The 16,973-nt window shown below is 57.6% G+C and carries 15 protein-coding genes; 10 read left to right on the top strand and 5 right to left on the bottom strand.

Going from position 1 to position 16,973, the window contains the following annotated elements; genetic code table 11:
• Positions 1-26 precede the first annotated feature (26 nt).
• The gene (locus tag M989_RS19685; protein WP_064548131.1) at positions 27-866 is read left to right on the top strand and encodes a helix-turn-helix transcriptional regulator; all 840 of its coding nucleotides are present in this window, start codon (positions 27-29) and stop codon (positions 864-866) included.
• Positions 867-957: 91 nt separating this feature from the next.
• Here the strand turns inward: M989_RS19685 and nfsB are convergent, their stop codons facing one another.
• From nfsB to M989_RS19700, 3 genes are all read right to left on the bottom strand, one after another.
• The gene (gene nfsB / locus M989_RS19690; protein ID WP_064548092.1) at positions 958-1,611 is read right to left on the bottom strand and encodes an oxygen-insensitive NAD(P)H nitroreductase; all 654 of its coding nucleotides are present in this window, start codon (positions 1,609-1,611) and stop codon (positions 958-960) included.
• A gap of 122 nt (positions 1,612-1,733) precedes the next feature.
• Complete coding sequence (locus M989_RS19695) at positions 1,734-2,102, bottom strand: MmcQ/YjbR family DNA-binding protein (RefSeq protein WP_064548094.1); 369 nt, start codon at positions 2,100-2,102, stop codon at positions 1,734-1,736.
• On the bottom strand, positions 2,102-2,677 hold the full coding sequence (locus M989_RS19700) for a TetR/AcrR family transcriptional regulator (RefSeq protein ID WP_064548095.1): 576 nt from the start codon (positions 2,675-2,677) through the stop codon (positions 2,102-2,104). Before M989_RS19700 ends, M989_RS19695 begins: the two co-directional genes overlap by 1 nt.
• Positions 2,678-2,866: 189 nt before the next feature.
• Between M989_RS19700 and M989_RS19705 the strand changes: the two genes are divergently transcribed.
• Both M989_RS19705 and M989_RS19710 read left to right on the top strand, forming a co-directional pair.
• The gene (locus M989_RS19705) at positions 2,867-3,967 is read left to right on the top strand and encodes an MBL fold metallo-hydrolase (RefSeq protein WP_064548098.1); all 1,101 of its coding nucleotides are present in this window, start codon (positions 2,867-2,869) and stop codon (positions 3,965-3,967) included.
• 33 nt (positions 3,968-4,000) lie between these two features.
• Positions 4,001-4,348: a RamA family antibiotic efflux transcriptional regulator gene (locus tag M989_RS19710; protein ID WP_064548100.1), complete on the top strand. Its 348-nt coding sequence runs from the start codon at positions 4,001-4,003 to the stop codon at positions 4,346-4,348.
• 140 nt (positions 4,349-4,488) lie between these two features.
• Here the strand turns inward: M989_RS19710 and M989_RS19715 are convergent, their stop codons facing one another.
• Positions 4,489-4,737 carry a DUF1158 domain-containing protein gene (locus M989_RS19715; RefSeq protein WP_064548102.1) on the bottom strand — a complete coding sequence of 83 codons (249 nt, stop codon included), beginning with the start codon at positions 4,735-4,737 and terminating at the stop codon, positions 4,489-4,491.
• 504 nt (positions 4,738-5,241) lie between these two features.
• Here M989_RS19715 and M989_RS19720 point away from each other — a divergent pair.
• The 3 genes from M989_RS19720 to M989_RS19730 all read left to right on the top strand — a co-directional run bounded on the left by M989_RS19720 (position 5,242) and on the right by M989_RS19730 (position 12,200).
• Entirely contained in the window at positions 5,242-7,962 is a 2,721-nt protein-coding gene (locus tag M989_RS19720; protein ID WP_064548104.1) for a cation-transporting P-type ATPase, read from the top strand.
• Positions 7,963-8,023: 61 nt separating this feature from the next.
• On the top strand, positions 8,024-9,094 hold the full coding sequence (locus M989_RS19725) for an efflux RND transporter periplasmic adaptor subunit (RefSeq protein ID WP_064548105.1): 1,071 nt from the start codon (positions 8,024-8,026) through the stop codon (positions 9,092-9,094).
• A gap of 10 nt (positions 9,095-9,104) precedes the next feature.
• Positions 9,105-12,200: an efflux RND transporter permease subunit gene (locus M989_RS19730; protein ID WP_064548107.1), complete on the top strand. Its 3,096-nt coding sequence runs from the start codon at positions 9,105-9,107 to the stop codon at positions 12,198-12,200.
• Here the strand turns inward: M989_RS19730 and pdxR are convergent.
• A complete protein-coding gene (gene pdxR, locus M989_RS19735; RefSeq protein ID WP_064548109.1) occupies positions 12,197-13,660 on the bottom strand; it encodes a MocR-like pyridoxine biosynthesis transcription factor PdxR in 1,464 nt (487 codons plus the stop codon). The genes M989_RS19730 and pdxR overlap by 4 nt on opposite strands.
• A gap of 221 nt (positions 13,661-13,881) precedes the next feature.
• Between pdxR and M989_RS19745 the strand changes: the two genes are divergently transcribed.
• The 4 genes from M989_RS19745 to M989_RS19760 all read left to right on the top strand — a co-directional run bounded on the left by M989_RS19745 (position 13,882) and on the right by M989_RS19760 (position 16,872).
• Positions 13,882-14,733: a transporter substrate-binding domain-containing protein gene (locus tag M989_RS19745; protein ID WP_064548113.1), complete on the top strand. Its 852-nt coding sequence runs from the start codon at positions 13,882-13,884 to the stop codon at positions 14,731-14,733.
• A gap of 63 nt (positions 14,734-14,796) precedes the next feature.
• Positions 14,797-15,438, top strand: coding sequence for an amino acid ABC transporter permease (locus tag M989_RS19750; RefSeq protein ID WP_064548115.1), 642 nt, complete (start codon positions 14,797-14,799; stop codon positions 15,436-15,438).
• A gap of 14 nt (positions 15,439-15,452) precedes the next feature.
• Complete coding sequence (locus M989_RS19755; RefSeq protein ID WP_064548117.1) at positions 15,453-16,118, top strand: amino acid ABC transporter permease; 666 nt, start codon at positions 15,453-15,455, stop codon at positions 16,116-16,118.
• Complete coding sequence (locus M989_RS19760) at positions 16,111-16,872, top strand: amino acid ABC transporter ATP-binding protein (RefSeq protein ID WP_064548119.1); 762 nt, start codon at positions 16,111-16,113, stop codon at positions 16,870-16,872. Before M989_RS19755 ends, M989_RS19760 begins: the two co-directional genes overlap by 8 nt.
• Positions 16,873-16,973: the final 101 nt, after the last annotated feature.

Consider the following 16,973-nt stretch of genomic DNA (forward strand, 5'->3'; position numbering starts at 1 on the left):
CCATGAGCCTCATCAGCCACAGTGAAATGGACGTATTGCCGTCACGGCAGGACGATAGCCGTAAGCAGCTGGGTGCATTTCTTCGGGCGCGACGGGAAAGTCTCGATCCACAGCGGTTGGGGTTACCGCGCAGCGGGCGGCGGCGCACGCCGGGCCTGCGTCGCGAAGAAGTGGCGATGCTGGCGGACGTTGGCGTGACCTGGTATACCTGGCTTGAGCAGGGGCGCGAGGTTAATCCGTCGGCGGCGGTAATGCAAGCGGTCGCCGAAGCGCTCCAGTGCAGTGCGCTTGAGACCCGTCATCTGTTTGTGCTGGCGGGGCTGACTCCGCTGGAATCGGCTAACGTTCCTCCGTGCGAAGGGATAAGCCCCGGCACGCGGCGTATGCTGGACAGTTTGCTGCCGCAGCCAGCCAGTATTCAGAAGCCTGATTTCGATATTGTGGCGTGGAATGACGCGTTTTGTCGGCTGATGGGCGTCGATTTTTCGACCATTCCGGAAGACGATCGAAATTGTATCTACCTGTATCTGACTCACCCCGGCTGGCGTAGCCGTCTGGCCAATCGCGATGCGCTGCCGACGTTTGTCTCCTATTTCCGCGCCGCGATGGCGGAGCATCGTGGCGATCCGGCATGGGAGAATAAGCTGGCGCGTTTCTTTGCCGCTTCCAGCGAATTTGAGGCGCTATGGCACCAGCGTTACGACGTTCGCGGCGTCGAAAACCAGATTAAAAACTTCCAGCATCCTGAGTTCGGCCATTTTCAGCTGCAGCAGATGTACTGGTACTCCGCGCCGCGCAACGGCTCGCGTCTGCTGGTTTATTTACCGGTGGATGAGGTCGGGGAAGGGGTGTTGGCAAGGTTGTAGTTTAGAGCAAATCCCGGCAGCGCTTCGCTTGGCCGGGCTACAAAATTCGAGTAGCCAAGCGAAGCGCCGCCGGGAAAGCACAGAAGCTCAATCAGATCTCAGTCATCACCACGTCTTCCGGCAGACGAGATTTTGGCAGCGCTTTGTTGAAGTCTTCCACGCTGTGGTGGCCAACCGGCACCACGACCAGGCTGGTGTAGCCTTTCTCTTTCAGGCCAAATTCGGCATCCAGAATCCCGGCGTCGAAGCCTTCAATCGGCACCGCGTCCAGACCCATGGCGCCCATGGCCAGCAGGAAGTTGCCGACGTTCAGGTAGGTCTGGTTTGCCGCCCACTGCGCGTCATCGTGACGCTCTTTACGGTGCAGGTCGGCGAAGAAGGTGCGGCCTTTGTGGTTCGCGGCTTTGGCTTCCGGCGTGGCGAAACGGCCATCCGCGTCTTCTTGATCGACCACTTTTTCCAGCCAGGCATCATCGATTGCCGTTTTTGCGCAGAATACCACAACGTGGGAAGCATCCAGCATTTTGCGTTCGTTAAACACGTAGCCGCCAGCGGCGGATTTCGCGATGCGCGCTTTGCCTTCGTCGGTGCTGGCGACGATAAAGTGCCACGGCTGAGAGTTGGTGCTGGAAGGGCTATAGCGCAGCAGGGTTTTCAGATTGGCGGCCTGCTCGGCGGTCAGCTTTTTGCTGGCATCAAAGGCTTTGGTGGAATAGCGCGCTTTAGCAACGGAAACGATGTCCATAAATACTCCTGAATGATAAAAGGCACCGCAAATCGGCGCGTTGTATCACAGCAGGGTACCGTGCGATTTAACAAATGAGAAGGGTGGAAAATGCGATAACACTTATCGCATTTAACGCAAAATCAAACGGGACGCACGCGCTGTTGAACGCGTTTTGGCAGCTTGTTCACCACCAGATTCCACGAGTCTTCAATCAGGCTGTTGAGCAGATCAACCGTGATTTCATCGCCAGGGTAGACCGAAATCCAGTGTTTTTTGTTCATGTGGTAGCCCGGCTTAATGTGCGGGTAGATGGCCTGATGCAGCAATGATTGCTCCGGATCAACCTTCAGATTGACGATGTGCTCGCCGCGCAGCGACATCTTGATCATAAAGATTTTTCCCTCAACCGTGAACACATCGTACTCGGGGCCAAAAGGCCAGGCCGGTTCAGAAAAGGGGAGCGTTAGCGCAAATTCCTGCGCTTTTTCATGCAGCGTTTTACCGTCCATTATTCATCCTCTGACAGCGCTCGCCACATGGCTTCAAAGCCGAGCGCCTTAAGTTTATCTGCACGTTCGGGTTCGCGGCTGGCGAACTCAATGGTGGTCTCCGCCAGCGACAGGAACAGCGCATCGCCAAAGGCACGGAAATCATCAGACATAAATACCGGGCGCATGGAACGCTGGCAGAGTTTATTGAGCTCCGGAAATAGCGCTCTGGCCTGCAGTATCGTTTCGTTGGTGATTTTTCCACTGACGGCCATGCGCCGAATGGCTTGATGCCCAATAGGGTGGAGAATGCCCCAGTCGATGTAGCTGTTCCAGATGCTGTGGGTGAAGGCTTTTGGTGATTCTGTGTCGGTCAGGCATGCCAGCATGGTCTGGCATAAGTCCGTTTTCAGGTGCAGATAAAGCGCATTAAGCAGATCGTCTTTGGTGGCGAAATAACGAAACAGGGTACCTTCCGCTACGCCCGCGCTGCGCGCAATCAACGCTGTTGATGCGCCGATGCCGGATTGGGCAATGGCGCAGGTGGCCGCTTCCAGTAACGCTTGTTTTTTATCTTCACTCTTCGGACGAGCCACTACACTTTACCTCTCTGACGGTTAAAAAGGTGATTGAAACATGTCGAACCCAGGGACTTCAACGCCGATTGTCAAAATTTGAAAATTGCTTGACGATTTTTTCCCCGCCTTTCTATAATGAGTGCCTACTCACTCATAATCAACTTTTTTTGTGTGGCTTCCTGGATGAGGCCGGTCACGGGTCAGGAAATGAAACCGTTCATCATCAGTGTGGTTGCCATCATGCTTATCGCCAGTGCAGCAAGCTTGCCTTTTGTTCTGAATGCCGGTTTCGGCCAGCCGCCGCAAGGGGCTGAAAAGAGTCTGATTGAGCGCTCGCCAAACTACCGCGACGGCGCGTTTCACAACACCTTGCCGACGCCGGGGTTTACCGGCGACAAGAACATGCTGATGGCGTGGTGGGAGTTTTTAACCGCGAAGCGGGAGAACGCGCGCCCTGAGCAGCCGCTGCCGCTGGTGCCGACCGATCTCGCCAGCCTGCCGAGCGAACAGGAGACGATGATCTGGCTGGGGCATTCATCCTGGTATCTGCAGCTGGCGGGCAAACGTATTCTGATTGATCCGGTATTCAGCAGCTATGCCGCGCCGTTTTCGTTTCTGAACAAAGCGTTTGACGGCCACTATCCGTGGCGTGCCGAGACGATGCCGGAGATCGACCTGCTGATTATCTCTCACGACCACTACGACCATCTGGACTACGCCACGATTAAGGCGCTAATGCCGAAGGTTAAGCGTGCCGTGGTGCCATTAGGCGTGGGGTCACACCTGCGGTATTGGGGCATGGCGAGTGAGGTGATTACCGAGGCCGATTGGCAGCAGAGCGTTGCTATCAGCGATGCGCTGACCGTCCACGTGCTGCCCGCGCGCCACTTCTCAGGCCGTGGCCTTAAGCGAAACCAGACCTTGTGGGCCAGCTTTATGTTCGTGACGCCGGAGCAAAAGATCTATTACAGCGGCGACAGCGGCTACGGCCCGCACTTCAAGGCGATTGGTGAACAGTTCGGCAAGGTGGACGTCGCCATTCTGGAAGATGGCCAGTACGACCAGGATTGGCGCTATATCCACATGATGCCGGAACAGACCGCCCAGGCCGCGGTGGACCTGAATGCACAGCGGGTGCTGCCAGGGCACGCCGGACGTTTCGTGCTGGCGAAGCATACCTGGGATGATCCGTACAAGCGGCTGGCGCAGGCCAGCAAAGATAAAGCGTATCGGTTGTTAACGCCGATGCAGGGCGAGCCGGTTTGGCTGGCGAATCCAACACAAACATTTCGTGCCTGGTGGGAATAAACACCGGCTGTCATAAAACGAGGGGAGGGGTGTATGACTGAATTAGCCACTCAGGTGATTGACACACTGGTCGAATGGATTGACGAAAATCTGCATCAGCCATTGCGCATCGATGAGATAGCCCGCCGGGCGGGGTATTCAAAATGGCATCTGCAGCGTCTGTTTTTACAGCATAAAGGGGAGAGCCTTGGGCGCTACATCCGCCAACGTAAGCTGAATCTGGCGGCGGATGAATTGTGTACGACCGATCAAAAGGTCTATGACATCTGCCTGAAGTACGGGTTTGATTCCCAGCAGACCTTTACCCGTATTTTCACCCGCACGTTTAACCAGTCGCCGGGTGCCTATCGCAAAGTCCATCATCGCCCACGGACGCATTGATATTGCTCCGAGGAAGGCGTAAAGCCGCCCTCGGGGCTACCACAAGTAGGCCGGATAAGGCGTTAGCCGCATCCGGCACCGTACGCTCATCTGCCTGATGGCGCTTTGTTTATCCGGCCCACAGAAGCGCGGGCTTAAGATCAATCCGCCAGCGAAAACCAGCGTCGCCACACGAAGCGAAGTACCAGATACTCAATCGTCCCCAGGGCAAGGAACCACACGCAGAACAGCACGGTGTAAAACTGGTTCAGGTCCATAAAGTGGAAGGTATCCACCAGCTTTTGCGCCAGCGTTAAACCCAGCGACGGTGCTGGAAGCAGCAGGCAGGAAAGGAACGCCATGAGCAAAATACCCGCGGCGGTCATCAGGGATTCAAGAGGATGCTTCATGCAGTGTTAATCTTTGGTTAAAAATATTATTTTCCGGTAATTTTTACAGGAACGCAATGTTTCTATGTTAATAAACCTTTTTTGAATATTTGAAATAAATAATGAAGCCTACGAATATATTCGCAGAAAAAGGCGTTAAATAACGATTTGGTTTAAATTAAATGATGTAATCGTAAATTAACGTCATGCTCACGATAATATTTTTACAAAAGTATAGGTACTGTATCCCACCAGCGTCGCAATCACGATAGCCAGTGCAATGTATAGCGCCAGACGGCGTCCTCTGTAGATTCCGAACATAATGACCTCGTTTAGATGGGGTTTAGGAATATTTTGTAATATTAACATCAGTAAATCAACTGAATGTCGTTTTGAAATTTAAAAAGCGAAAATATTGTGAGTTAAATAATATTCCTTCGCCTTAAGAAAATATCCAACGATGTCGCCTTGGCCAGAAATGATTTCAGGCTTTCCGTTTGCAGGAATTTAAAAGGAAAATTTATCGTGTCGAAAATGATGAACCCTAAAAATGTGCCGCACGCGGGTTACGACCCGCAAGAGCACGCCTACCAGCAGTCTACCGAGCGCGTGTTGTCCCAGCTCAACAGTCAGTCTGAAGGTCTGAGCGTGGCGGATGCGGCAGAGCGCCTGAACACCTATGGCCCGAATGCGCTGCCGGAGAAAAAAGGCAAGCCTGCGTGGCTACGCTTCCTCGCCCACTTTAACGATGTCCTGATCTACGTCCTGCTGGCTGCGGCGGCGCTGACTGCCGTGATGGGCCACTGGGTCGATACTTTTGTTATTCTCGGCGTCACGGTGATCAATGCTCTGATTGGTCACATTCAGGAAAGTAATGCAGAAAAGTCGCTGAAAAGCATTCGCAATATGCTCTCCAGCGACGCGCAGGTCATTCGCGACGGTAGCTATAAAACGGTCGCCACCACCGAACTGGTGCCGGGCGATATCGTGGTGCTGCGCGCGGGCGACCGTATTCCGGCGGACATGCGTCTGATTGAAGCGCATAACCTGCGCGTCGAAGAGGCCATCCTGACCGGCGAGTCTACCGTGGTGGATAAGCACACCGACGTGCTGCACGGCGAATTGCCGCTGGGCGACCGTACCAACATGGTGTTCTCCGGCACCACCGTGAGCGCGGGGGGCGGGACTGGCGTGGTGGTGGGCACCGGTCAGGAGACTGAACTCGGCCACATCAACCTGATGATGGCGGGGATTGAAAAACACCGCACGCCGCTGCTGGTGCAGATGGACAAGCTGGGCAAAGCCATTTTCGCCATCATCCTGGCCATGATGGTCGCGCTGTTTGTCTTTAGCATGCTGCTGCGCGATATTCCGCTGGGCGAGCTGCTGCTGTCGTTGATTAGCCTCGCGGTCGCCGCCGTTCCGGAAGGCCTGCCGGCGATTATCTCGATTATTTTGTCTCTGGGCGTCCAGGCGATGGCGCGCAAGCGGGCGATTATCCGCAAGCTGCCTACCGTGGAAACGCTGGGAGCAATGACCGTGGTCTGCTCGGATAAAACCGGCACCCTGACCATGAATGAAATGACCGTGAAGGCGGTGATTACCGCCGACAGCTGCTACCGCGTCGACGGCGACAGCTACGAGCCTCACGGTAATATCTACCTTGAAGGCAGCAACGAGCCGGTGAAAGTGCAGCCGCGCACCGTGCTGGAAAAGTACCTGCGAACTATCGATCTGTGTAACGATAGCCAGCTGGTGAAAGACGCGCTGGGCCACTGGGGCATTACCGGCGGTCCGACCGAAGGCGCGCTGAAGGTGCTGGCGGCGAAAGTCAGCCTGGAGCCGGTGCGCACGCAGCTGATCGCCAAGATCCCGTTTGACTCGCAGTACAAGTACATGGCGACCCACTTCCAGCTGGCGGACGAAGAGATTGTAATGGTAACCGGTGCGCCGGACGTCCTCTTTGTCCTGTGTCAGCAGCAGCAGACCGCGCGCGGCGTGGAGCCGTTCGAGCGTAGCTACTGGGAAGCAGAAATGGCGCGTTTTGCCAGCCAGGGTCTGCGTATGGTGGCGGCGGCAACCAAGCCCGCTAACGTTGGGCAGAAAACGCTCGACCACAGCGACCTGCAGAACGGCCTGGTATTCCTCGGTATTGCCGGGATGATGGACCCGCCGCGCCCGGAGGCGGTGGATGCGATCCACACCTGCCAGAACGCGGGGATCCGCGTGAAGATGATCACCGGCGATCACCCACAAACGGCCATGAGCATTGGCCAGATGCTGGGGATCCGCAACAGCAGCGAAGCGATGACCGGCTACCAGCTGGAGCATATGGATGACGCCGAACTGGCGAAAGCAGCGGTCGAATACGACATTTTCGCCCGCACCAGCCCGGAGCATAAGCTGCGTCTGGTTAAAGCGTTGCAGGAAAGCGGTGAGATTGTCGGGATGACCGGCGACGGCGTCAACGACGCTCCGGCGCTGCGTCAGGCGGATGTTGGTATCGCCATGGGTATCAAAGGGACCGAAGTGACCAAAGAAGCCGCCGACATGGTGCTGACCGATGACAACTTTGCCACCATCGCCAGTTCGGTCAAAGAGGGGCGTCGCGTTTACGACAACCTGAAGAAAACGATTCTGTTCATCATGCCAACCAACCTGGCGCAGGGGCTGCTGATTATTATCGCGCTGCTGGCGGGGAATATGATTCCGCTGACGCCGGTGTTGATTTTGTGGATGAACATGGCGACTTCCGCCACGCTCTCCTTCGGCCTCGCGTTTGAAGCCGCCGAGCGTAACGTGATGAACCGCCCGCCGCGTAAAACCGGTCAGCATGTGATGGACGCGTTTGCCGTTTGGCGCGTCGCCTTCGTCGGCTTGATGATTGCCATCGCCGCCTTCATTCTTGAGGCATGGCTGGCGCCGCGAGGCCACAGCGCAGAGTTTATCCGCACCGTGCTGCTGCAGATGCTGGTGACCGCGCAGTGGGTCTACATGATTAACTGCCGCAGCAATGGTTTCTCCCTGAACCGCGGGCTGCTGAAGAACAAAGGCATCTGGCTGGTGACCGGCGTGTTGCTTCTGCTACAGCTGGCGATTATCTACCTGCCGCTGATGCAGACGCTGTTCGGCACCGAAGCGCTGCCGCTGCGCTACTGGGGCATCACCCTGGCCATTGGCGCCGCGATGTTCCTGGTGGTGGAAGGTGAAAAGCGTCTGACCCGCCGTTTCCGCAAGACCACGTAGTCGTGATGACTTAGCCCCTCTCCGGCCGGAGAGGGGCGCTTGCCACGCAAGGATCCCCGACATGAAAAACACTTTCCGCCTCGCCTTGTTGGCCTGCGGGCTTGCCAGCTGCACGCTGGCGTTTGCTTCGGTGCCGGTACGTGTTGCCACCGTTGAACGCGCGCCGCATGCGGTTGAGCGCCAGCTGCCGGGCCGCGTTGAGGCTATTCACGCCGTTGAAATTCGCGCCCGTACCGAAGGCACCATCGTACAGCGCCACTTCCAGAACGGACAGGACGTTAAGCAAGGCGACCTGCTGTTCACGCTTGATGACGCCCAGCCGCGCGCCGCGCTGGCGCTGGCGCAGGCGGAGCTGAAAAGCGCGCAGGCCTCGTTGCGTCAGGCGCAGCAGCTTTTGACACGCTATCAGAGCCTCAAAACTAACCACTCCATCAGCCGTAACGATGTCGACACCGCGCAGATGCAGCGTGACGTCGCCGCCGCCGCCGTAGAACAGGCGAAGGCGCGAGTGACGGCGCAGCAAATTACGCTCGATTACACCCGCATTACTTCGCCAATCAGCGGCCGCGTCGGCCACAGCGCTTTTCACGTTGGCACGCTGGTGAACGCCGCCAGCGGCGTGCTGGTGGATATTGCTCAGCTCGATCCTATCCGGGTCAGTTTTGCGCTCGACGAAGCGGCGTTTTACAGCAAAGCCGGGCAGCATGCGGATATCCGCGCGTTGAAGGCCGCGTGGCTAGCGCAGATTACCCTCGACGACAAACGCGAGGATGGCGTGCTGACTTCGGTGGATAACCGTATTGACGCCCGCACCGCCAGCGTGGCGGTACGCGCCGAATTTGCCAACCCGCAACATCGGTTGCTGCCCGGCGGCAACGTCACCGTGATCCTGCGGCCGCAGACGCAGAGCGAGAGCGTGATGATCCCTGCGGCGGCGGTACAGCAGGATGCCAACGGCTATTTCAGCTGGGTGCTGACGGCAGAGAATACTGCCGGGCAGCGCCGTCTGGAGTTGGGCGGCCAGCAGGGGCAGTCCTTCGCCGTGGCGAAGGGGCTTAACCCTGGCGAGCGCGTGGTCACCGATGGCGCGCAGCGTCTGACGGACGGCGCGGCCGTACAGCCGTTGAATTAAGGAGAACAGGATGCTGACGTTTTTTATCCGTCGCCCGCGTTTCGCGATGGTGATTGCACTGCTGATGGTCTTTGTGGGTGCGGTCGCGCTGAAGCTCATTCCGGTGGAGCAGTACCCGCAAATCACGCCGCCCGTGGTGAACGTCAGCGCCAGCTGGCCGGGCGCCAGCGCGCAGGATGTAGCGGAGGCCATCGCCGCGCCGCTGGAGACACAGCTCAACGGCGTTGATCATATGCTCTATATGGAGTCGACCAGCGCTGATGACGGCGGCTATAGCCTGAACCTGACCTTTGCCGCGGGCACCGACCCCGATATGGCGGCCATTGATGTACAAAACCGCGTTGCACAGGCGGTGGCGCAGCTGCCGACGGAAGCGCAGCAGAATGGTGTACAGGTGCGCAAGCGCGCCAGTAACCTGCTGATGGGGGTGAGCCTCTATTCGCCGGAGGCGACCCTGTCGCCGCTGCAAATCAGCAACTACGCCAGCACCCAGGTGCGTGAAGCGCTGGCGCGTCTGCCCGGCGTCGGCCAGGTACAGATGTTCGGCGCGCGCGACTACAGCATGCGAATCTGGCTGCGGCCGGATCGCATGAACGCGCTGAACATCACCAGCGAAGATATCGCTCAGGCGCTGAACGAGCAGCATGTGCAGGGGGCGGCCGGGCAGATTGGTACTCCGCCGGTGTTTAACGGCCAGCAGCAAACGCTGACCATCAACGGTCTGGGTCGACTGAGCGATGCCGATGAGTTCCGCAACATTGTGGTGCGCAGCGGCGAGCAGGGGCAACTGGTGCGCCTTGCGGACGTGGCCAACATTGAGCTTGGCGCCCGTAGCTACAGCTCCAGCGCACAGCTTAACGGCGTGGACTCGGCCTATATGGGGATTTACCCGACACCAACCGCCAATGCATTACAGGTGGCAAACGTGGTGCGTAGCGAATTAACGCGTCTGCAAAACCGCTTCCCGGCGGACCTGAAATGGGAGGTGAAGTTTGATACCACCCGGTTTGTCGCCGCGACCATCAAAGAGATTGGTACGTCGCTGGCGCTGACGCTGCTGGCGGTCGTCGCGGTGGTTTCGCTGTTTCTGCAAAGCCTGCGTGCGACGCTCATTGTCGCGCTGGCGATCCCCGTTTCGCTGATTGGCACCTTCGCGGTGCTTTACCTGCTAGGCTACAGCGCCAACACCCTGAGCCTGTTTGCCATTATTCTGGCGCTGACCATGGTGGTTGATGATGCCATCGTCGTGGTGGAAAGCGTGGAAGGACATATGGCCGAAGGGCTGGGGCGTAAAGAGGCGACCGCGCTGGCGCTGCGACAGATTGCCGGGCCGGTCATCGCCACCACGCTGGTGCTGCTGGCCGTATTTGTCCCGGTGGCGATGCTGCCGGGAATTGTCGGTGAATTGTATCGTCAGTTTGCGGTCACGCTCTCCACGGCGGTTACCTTGTCAAGCATTGTTGCGCTCACCCTGACGCCCGCGCTGTGCGCGCTATTGCTGCGCCCGCGTCTGAAGCAGCCCGTCCGCTTATTCCAGTGGTTTAACCTGGGGCTGAACACCACCCGCGATGGCTACGGTCGCCTGGTGGCATGGATGAACCGTCGCCCGCTGGTAGCGGTGGGGGCCACACTAACCGCGGCGCTGCTGGTGGCGTTGAGCTTCTCCACCATGCCGAAGGGCTTTCTGCCGCAGGAAGATCAGGGTTATGTCTTCGCCAACGTGCAGCTGCCGGAGTCGGCCTCGCTGGAGCGAACCGAAGCGGTGATGGCGCAGGCTCGCGCGTTGCTGGGGACGCATCCGGCGGTAGAGGATGTGATTCAGGTTTCCGGCTTTAGCATTCTCAGCGGCACCAGCGCCTCGAACGGCGGGTTTATCTCGCTGATGCTCAAAGACTGGTCGCAGCGCGCACCGCTGGATACGGTAATGGGCGAACTTCAGCGCCAGCTTCATGCGCTGCCGGAAGCCAATATTATGCTGTTTGCGCCGCCTACGCTGCCGGGCCTCGGCAGCGCCGCGGGCTTCGACCTGCGTATTCTGGCTCAGGGCGGGCAAACGCCCGCCGAGCTGGAGCAGGTGACGCGTCAGATCCTGATGAAGGCGAATCAGCATCCGCAGCTGAGTCGCGTATTCACCACCTGGAGTAGTAACGTCCCGCAGCTGACATTAACCGTTGACCGTGACCAGGCCGCGCGTCTTGATGTGCCGGTCTCGCGTATTTTTAACAGTCTGCAAACCGCGTTCGGCGGCACGCGAGCCGGAGATTTCAGCATTAACAACCGCGTTTACCACGTGGTGCTGCAAAACGAGATGCAGTGGCGCGAGCGCGCCGAGCAAATTAGCGAGCTGTTTGTCCGCAGCAACCACGGCGAGCGGGTACGCCTGAGTAACCTCGTGACCATCACGCCGACCGTAGGAGCGCCGTTTATCCAGCAGTTTAACCAGTTCCCATCGGTATCGGTGAGCGGTTCGGCGGCGGAAGGCGTCAGCAGCCGCACGGCGATGAGCGAAATGGAAACGCTGCTGGCGATGCATCTGCCGGAGGGATATGACTACGCCTGGAGCGGCCTGTCGTGGCAGGAGCAGCAGACCGGAAACCAGGCCATCTGGATTGTGCTGGCAGCGGTGGCGATGGCGTGGCTGTTCCTTGTGGCGCAGTACGAGAGCTGGACGCTACCGGCGAGCGTGATGCTGTCGGTACTGTTTGCCATCGGCGGCGCGCTGCTGTGGCTCTGGGTCGCTGGTTACGCCAACGATGTGTACGTGCAGATTGGGCTGGTACTCTTAATCGCCCTCGCGGCGAAGAACGCGATACTGATCGTCGAATTTGCCCGCGAGCGGCGGCAGTCCGGTTTATCGATCGTCGCGGCGGCCCGAGAGGGGGCAACCCGCCGCTTCCGCGCGGTGATGATGACGGCGGTGTCGTTTATTATCGGCATCATGCCGATGATGTTTTCCACCGGTGCAGGGGCGCAGAGCCGACGGATCATCGGCACCACGGTGTTCAGCGGCATGCTGGTGGCGACGGTTATCGGCATTCTGTTTATCCCATCGCTGTACGTGCTGTTCCAGCGCTTGCGCGAGTGGGCGCATCGCCGGGCGGACTAGCCCATCTGCGCCAGTTGGCTGCGCAGCACATCCACCCCCGGCGCAATGGCGTCGGGGGTGATGGCGTGAAATCCCATGCGGAAGAAGTTATCCGGCGGCGCGGCGTCGAGAAAATGGCGCGCGCCGGGTTCAATCAATACGCCAGTATGCGCGGCACGCCAGGTCAACTGCTGGGTGCTGATATTGCCGGGCGTGCGCAGCCAGAAGGCGTTGGCATGTTCACTGCCGGGCAGCGGCCGGCATTCCGGAAGCAGGGTTGATAGCGCCGTATTGAGCATGTCCCAACGCCGCGCGGAGTCATCGCGATAGCGCCGCAGATGCGTTTCGTAATGACCCTGGGCAAGAAAATGCGCCATCTGATACTGAATGTTGGTGGGCGGATGGCGATACACCAGCCGGCGCAAGGCGCGGGCCTCATCAATCAGATCCGGATCGGCGACCATAAAACCTAATCGCAGCCCCGGCGACAGCGCCTTCGACAGGCTGCTGACGTAAATGACTCGCCCGCTGCGATCGCTGGCCTTCAGCGCCGGCAGCGGGTTGGCCTGGAAGTTACTCTCTGAATCATAATCATCTTCAATAATCACCGCGTCGTGCTGCGTCGCGTGCGCCAGTAGCTGGCTGCGCCGCGCCTTGCTCATGGTGACGCCGGTTGGCACCTGATGTCCTGGCGTGACGTAGTAGTAGTCGCACGGCGTGTCGGTCAGCACGATACCTTCGGCATCGACGGCGTGCGGGACAATCTGGCTTTCGCCGAGTAAAAAGGTGTTAATCGCTTCGCGAAAACCGGGATTCTCGACGCCGACGCGAGTCTGGCGCGACATCAGCAGCCGGGTGAGCAGGTACAGCGCGTTCTGTGAGCCGAGGGTGATCAGTATTTCATCCGGTGCGGCAACGATGCCGCGCTTGGGCAGCACGCGGGTGCGAATTTGCTCAATCAGCATCGGTACGTCCTGGTCGATATGGTCCACCACCCACGCCGGGTCGCGCATGCCGCCGTGCAGCCAGTTGGCCGCTGAACGCCAGCTGGCGAGCGGAAACTGGCGGGTGTCCGGCTGGCCGTAGATAAACGGATAACGGTAGTGCATCCAGCCGGCGGGTTTAAGGATCGATTCCTGCTGACTGGGGGTGATATTCAGCCGTTTGCCCCATAATGGTGCATTGTCGGCGGTGCAGAGTGCAGGCGTCGGTGCGGAAAGGCGCGGCGTATGGTAGTCCGGGTGAAGGTAATAGCCGCTGCGCGGGCGGCTTATCAGGTAGCCCTCGTTGACCAGGCTTTCGAACACCAGCGCGGTGGTGTTACGGGAAACCTGTAGCTGTTGGGCCAGCTGTCGACACGAGGGCAGGGGCGTGTCGGCGGCAAAAATGCCGCCGAGAATGGCGTTAACCAGCGACTCGCGAACCTGTTCCTGCAACCCGCGATGCGCCTCAAAATCCACATGCAATAAGTGCCGAATCATGCGCTACCCTCCCGATTGTTCGCTTTCCTCCAGCGCAGCAATTTCTGTACCAGCCTGAAATCGTCTGCCACAAGCGCACGCGAAAACTGGCTCTATTCAGAATGCAAAAAGTCTCCTTACAGTAAAAACGTCGTCAGCCAGCGTCTGAAAATGCCGCTGTCGGCACACATCTTGCAACGCCGGAATAAACGCATCTGGCATATTTGAGTAGGGGTCAATCGATGAAAAAAACGATGGGTTCGTATTATCTGGCCGCCATGATGGCGATGACCTTTTCTTTGCAGGTGGCCGCCGCCGATTTACCGGAAATTGAAAAATCCGGTACGTTAAAAGTGGCGACCGAGGATGACTACGCACCGTTTAACTTTATGAATAACGGCAATGCCGATGGATTTAATAAAGATATGCTGGCGGCGCTGCGTGAATACGCCAAATTTAACGTTACGCAAAGTATTTTACCGTGGACCGGGTTATTAGCGGCGGTTTCTACCGGGCAATACGATATGGCGTTAACCGGCGCGGTGGTCACCGATGAACGCCTCAACGTATTTAATTTCACGCCGCCGTGGGCCTCCGCGCAACACTATTTTGTTAAGCGTGCGGGTGATAATTCATTAAATACCATTGCCGATCTGAGCGGTAAAAAAGTGGGCCTCCAGGCAGGCAGCGCGTTATTAGCGCGTTTACCGGAACTGAAGGCGATGATTGAGAAAAGCGGCGGCAAACTCGGGCCGGTGGTGGAATATCCGTCTTACCCGGAAGCGTACGCCGATTTAGCCAATAAGCGTCTCGATTACGTGATTAACGTGGTGATTTCCGTCAATGACCTGGTGAAAGCCAAACCTAAAGTGTTTGCTAAGGGACTGGCGGTCTCCGGCCCGGGTTATATGGCGTGGCCCATTCCGAAAAACTCGCCGGAGCTTTTGGCCTATATGACCAAATTTATCAATCATATGCGTGAGACCGGCAAGCTGGCCGAACTGCAGAAAAAATGGTTTGGCGAAACCTACGATGATTTGCCGACCGAACCGATTACCAGCGCCGCTCAGTTCCACAAACTTGCCGGACAGTAAATCGCCACCCGGCTAAGCCGCGCAATGCCGGGAGCGACACCCGATTCACTTCAGGAGGGCACCATGGATGCAATAGCATGGCAGTTATTGATTGAAGGCGCATGGACGACCCTCTGGATTTCCGCCATCGCCATCGCCTTTGGCGTGGCGATTGGGCTGGTGATTGCCTTTGTGCGCATGATGAAAATCCCGGTCATTGACCAGATACTGGTCATCTACATCAGCCTGGCGCGGGCGACGCCGCTGGTGACGCTGGTGCTGTTTCTGTTTTTATCACTGCCCACCGTTGGGATTAACCTTGATAAAACGGTTGCCGCCATCGTCGCGCTGACGCTGAACACCTCGGCGTTTAACGCGGAAATCTGGCGTAACGCTTTTCGCACCTTCCCGCGCGAACAGCGGGAAGCGGCGGAGTCGGTCGGCATGCGCCGCTGGGCCTATTTTCGCTACATCATGCTGCCGCAGATGTGGCTGGAGAGCCTGCCTGCGCTGGTCAACGAAATGTCTTTTTTAATCAAAGGCAGCCCGGCGATCGCGGTGATTGGCGTAGTCGATCTCACCCGCGTCACTAACCGTATCGCCTCCGTTACCTATGAACCGCTTTCCCCCATTCTGGCCGCCGGGCTGCTGTATGTGGTGATTATTGGCCTGCTGCTGAAGCTCCAGAGCCTGGCGGAACGTAAAGCAAAACGACTGGCGCGCTAAGCCCGGGAGGACTGATGAATCAATGGGCAATTATCTGGGCCGAGCACGACAAGTTTATTACCGGGCTACTGGCAACACTGCAGCTGTTTATTATCGCCGCCGTCTGCGGATTATTGATTGGTACCGTCCTGTGCTACGTCACGGAATACCAGAAGCGGGTACTGAACAACGTTATTATGGGCTTTGTAAACCTGATGAGGGCGATTCCATTCCTGATTCTGGCCTATTTGCTGTACTACGGATTACCGGAGCTGGGGTTGAGTCTTGACGCCTGGACGGCAGGGTTGGTGGCATTGATTATCTATCACGGCGCTTATTTCTTTGAGATTCTGCGTAGCCAGAGGCGGGTATTTTCCCATGGCTATATTGAAGCCGCAGTGGTGCAAGGTTTCTCTCGCTACACCATCTTTCGCCGTATTGTGATGCCCAATATTTTCTCTTCCGCACTGCCGCTTCTGGGTAACCAGCTCATTATTTGTCTGAAAGATACCGCGTTTCTCAGCATTATTACCGTTCAGGAGATTACCGCTGCCGCGAATAGCGTGCAGGCGACCTATTTTATTCCGTTTAATGCCTTTATTGTGGCCATTGCGCTGTATTGGGCCATCAGTATCGTGCTGGAGCTGCTGGTGAAACGGTTGACTGTTTATAGCGCAAAAAGAGGAATGAGCCATGTCTGATACCACGGCGGTCAGCGTCAAAAATGTCTCCAAGCAGTTTGATAACGTGGAGGTGCTGCGCGACATCAATCTGACGGTGGAAAAGGGGACGGTAGTCAGTATTCTCGGTTCGTCCGGTTCGGGTAAATCCACGCTACTGCGCTGCATGAACTGGCTGGAACAGCCGGACCGCGGTGAAATTCATATCGGTGGCCAGCGCATCGGCGTGAACGACCAGACCGGGAAAGCGATGTCGCACCGCGATCTGTCGAAGATTCGCGAGCGGGTCGGGATGGTCTTCCAGAGCTTCAACCTGTGGCCGCATCTCACCGTGCAACAAAACGTGATGGAGGCGCTGCTGCACGTGAAGGGGATGAGGCGCGAGGAAGCGCGCGCGATTGCCGAGCAGCAGCTTAAAAAGGTAGGAATGGAGCATAAGGCGGATGCCTACCCCATCACGCTCTCCGGTGGGCAAAAGCAGCGTGTGGCCATCGCCCGTTCTCTGGCGATGTCGCCGGAGGTACTGCTGTTTGATGAACCCACTTCAGCGCTGGATCCGGAGCGTGTTAACGAAGTACTCAGCGTCATGAAGTCGCTGGCGGCGGAAGGCTACACCATGGTGGTGGTGACGCATGAAATGGAGTTTGCGCGTCAGGTATCGAATGAAGTGGTATTTCTGGAGAAGGGGATATTGATTGAGAAGGCGCCGCCGGAAGTTTTCTTTACTCAGCCAAAATCGGAGCGTGTGCGGCAGTTTTTGCAAAGCAGCCGCTAAACCCTCACCCGGCCCTCTCCCTGGAAGGGAGAGGGAGAAAGCAAGGCCCTTGCAAACCTGTAACTAACCGATAAACCGCACAATCCCTCTCCCCATTGGGG

Source organism: Kluyvera georgiana ATCC 51603, assembly GCF_001654985.1.
GTDB classification, from domain to species: domain Bacteria; phylum Pseudomonadota; class Gammaproteobacteria; order Enterobacterales; family Enterobacteriaceae; genus Kluyvera; species Kluyvera georgiana.

Bases quoted from the DNA above. Each gene is read 5' to 3' on its own strand.
- pdxR (WP_064548109.1), bottom strand. From the start codon at position 13,660: ATGATTCGGCACTTATTGCATGTGGATTTTGAGGCGCATCGCGGGTTG.
- nfsB (WP_064548092.1), bottom strand. From the start codon at position 1,611: ATGGACATCGTTTCCGTTGCTAAAGCGCGCTATTCCACCAAAGCCTTT.
- M989_RS19750 (WP_064548115.1), top strand. From the start codon at position 14,797: ATGGATGCAATAGCATGGCAGTTATTGATTGAAGGCGCATGGACGACC.
- M989_RS19755 (WP_064548117.1), top strand. From the start codon at position 15,453: ATGAATCAATGGGCAATTATCTGGGCCGAGCACGACAAGTTTATTACC.
- M989_RS19695 (WP_064548094.1), bottom strand. From the start codon at position 2,102: ATGGACGGTAAAACGCTGCATGAAAAAGCGCAGGAATTTGCGCTAACG.
- M989_RS19710 (WP_064548100.1), top strand. From the start codon at position 4,001: ATGACTGAATTAGCCACTCAGGTGATTGACACACTGGTCGAATGGATT.
- M989_RS19760 (WP_064548119.1), top strand. From the start codon at position 16,111: ATGTCTGATACCACGGCGGTCAGCGTCAAAAATGTCTCCAAGCAGTTT.
- M989_RS19715 (WP_064548102.1), bottom strand. From the start codon at position 4,737: ATGAAGCATCCTCTTGAATCCCTGATGACCGCCGCGGGTATTTTGCTC.
- M989_RS19730 (WP_064548107.1), top strand. From the start codon at position 9,105: ATGCTGACGTTTTTTATCCGTCGCCCGCGTTTCGCGATGGTGATTGCA.
- M989_RS19705 (WP_064548098.1), top strand. From the start codon at position 2,867: ATGAAACCGTTCATCATCAGTGTGGTTGCCATCATGCTTATCGCCAGT.
- M989_RS19725 (WP_064548105.1), top strand. From the start codon at position 8,024: ATGAAAAACACTTTCCGCCTCGCCTTGTTGGCCTGCGGGCTTGCCAGC.
- M989_RS19685 (WP_064548131.1), top strand. From the start codon at position 27: ATGGACGTATTGCCGTCACGGCAGGACGATAGCCGTAAGCAGCTGGGT.
- M989_RS19745 (WP_064548113.1), top strand. From the start codon at position 13,882: ATGAAAAAAACGATGGGTTCGTATTATCTGGCCGCCATGATGGCGATG.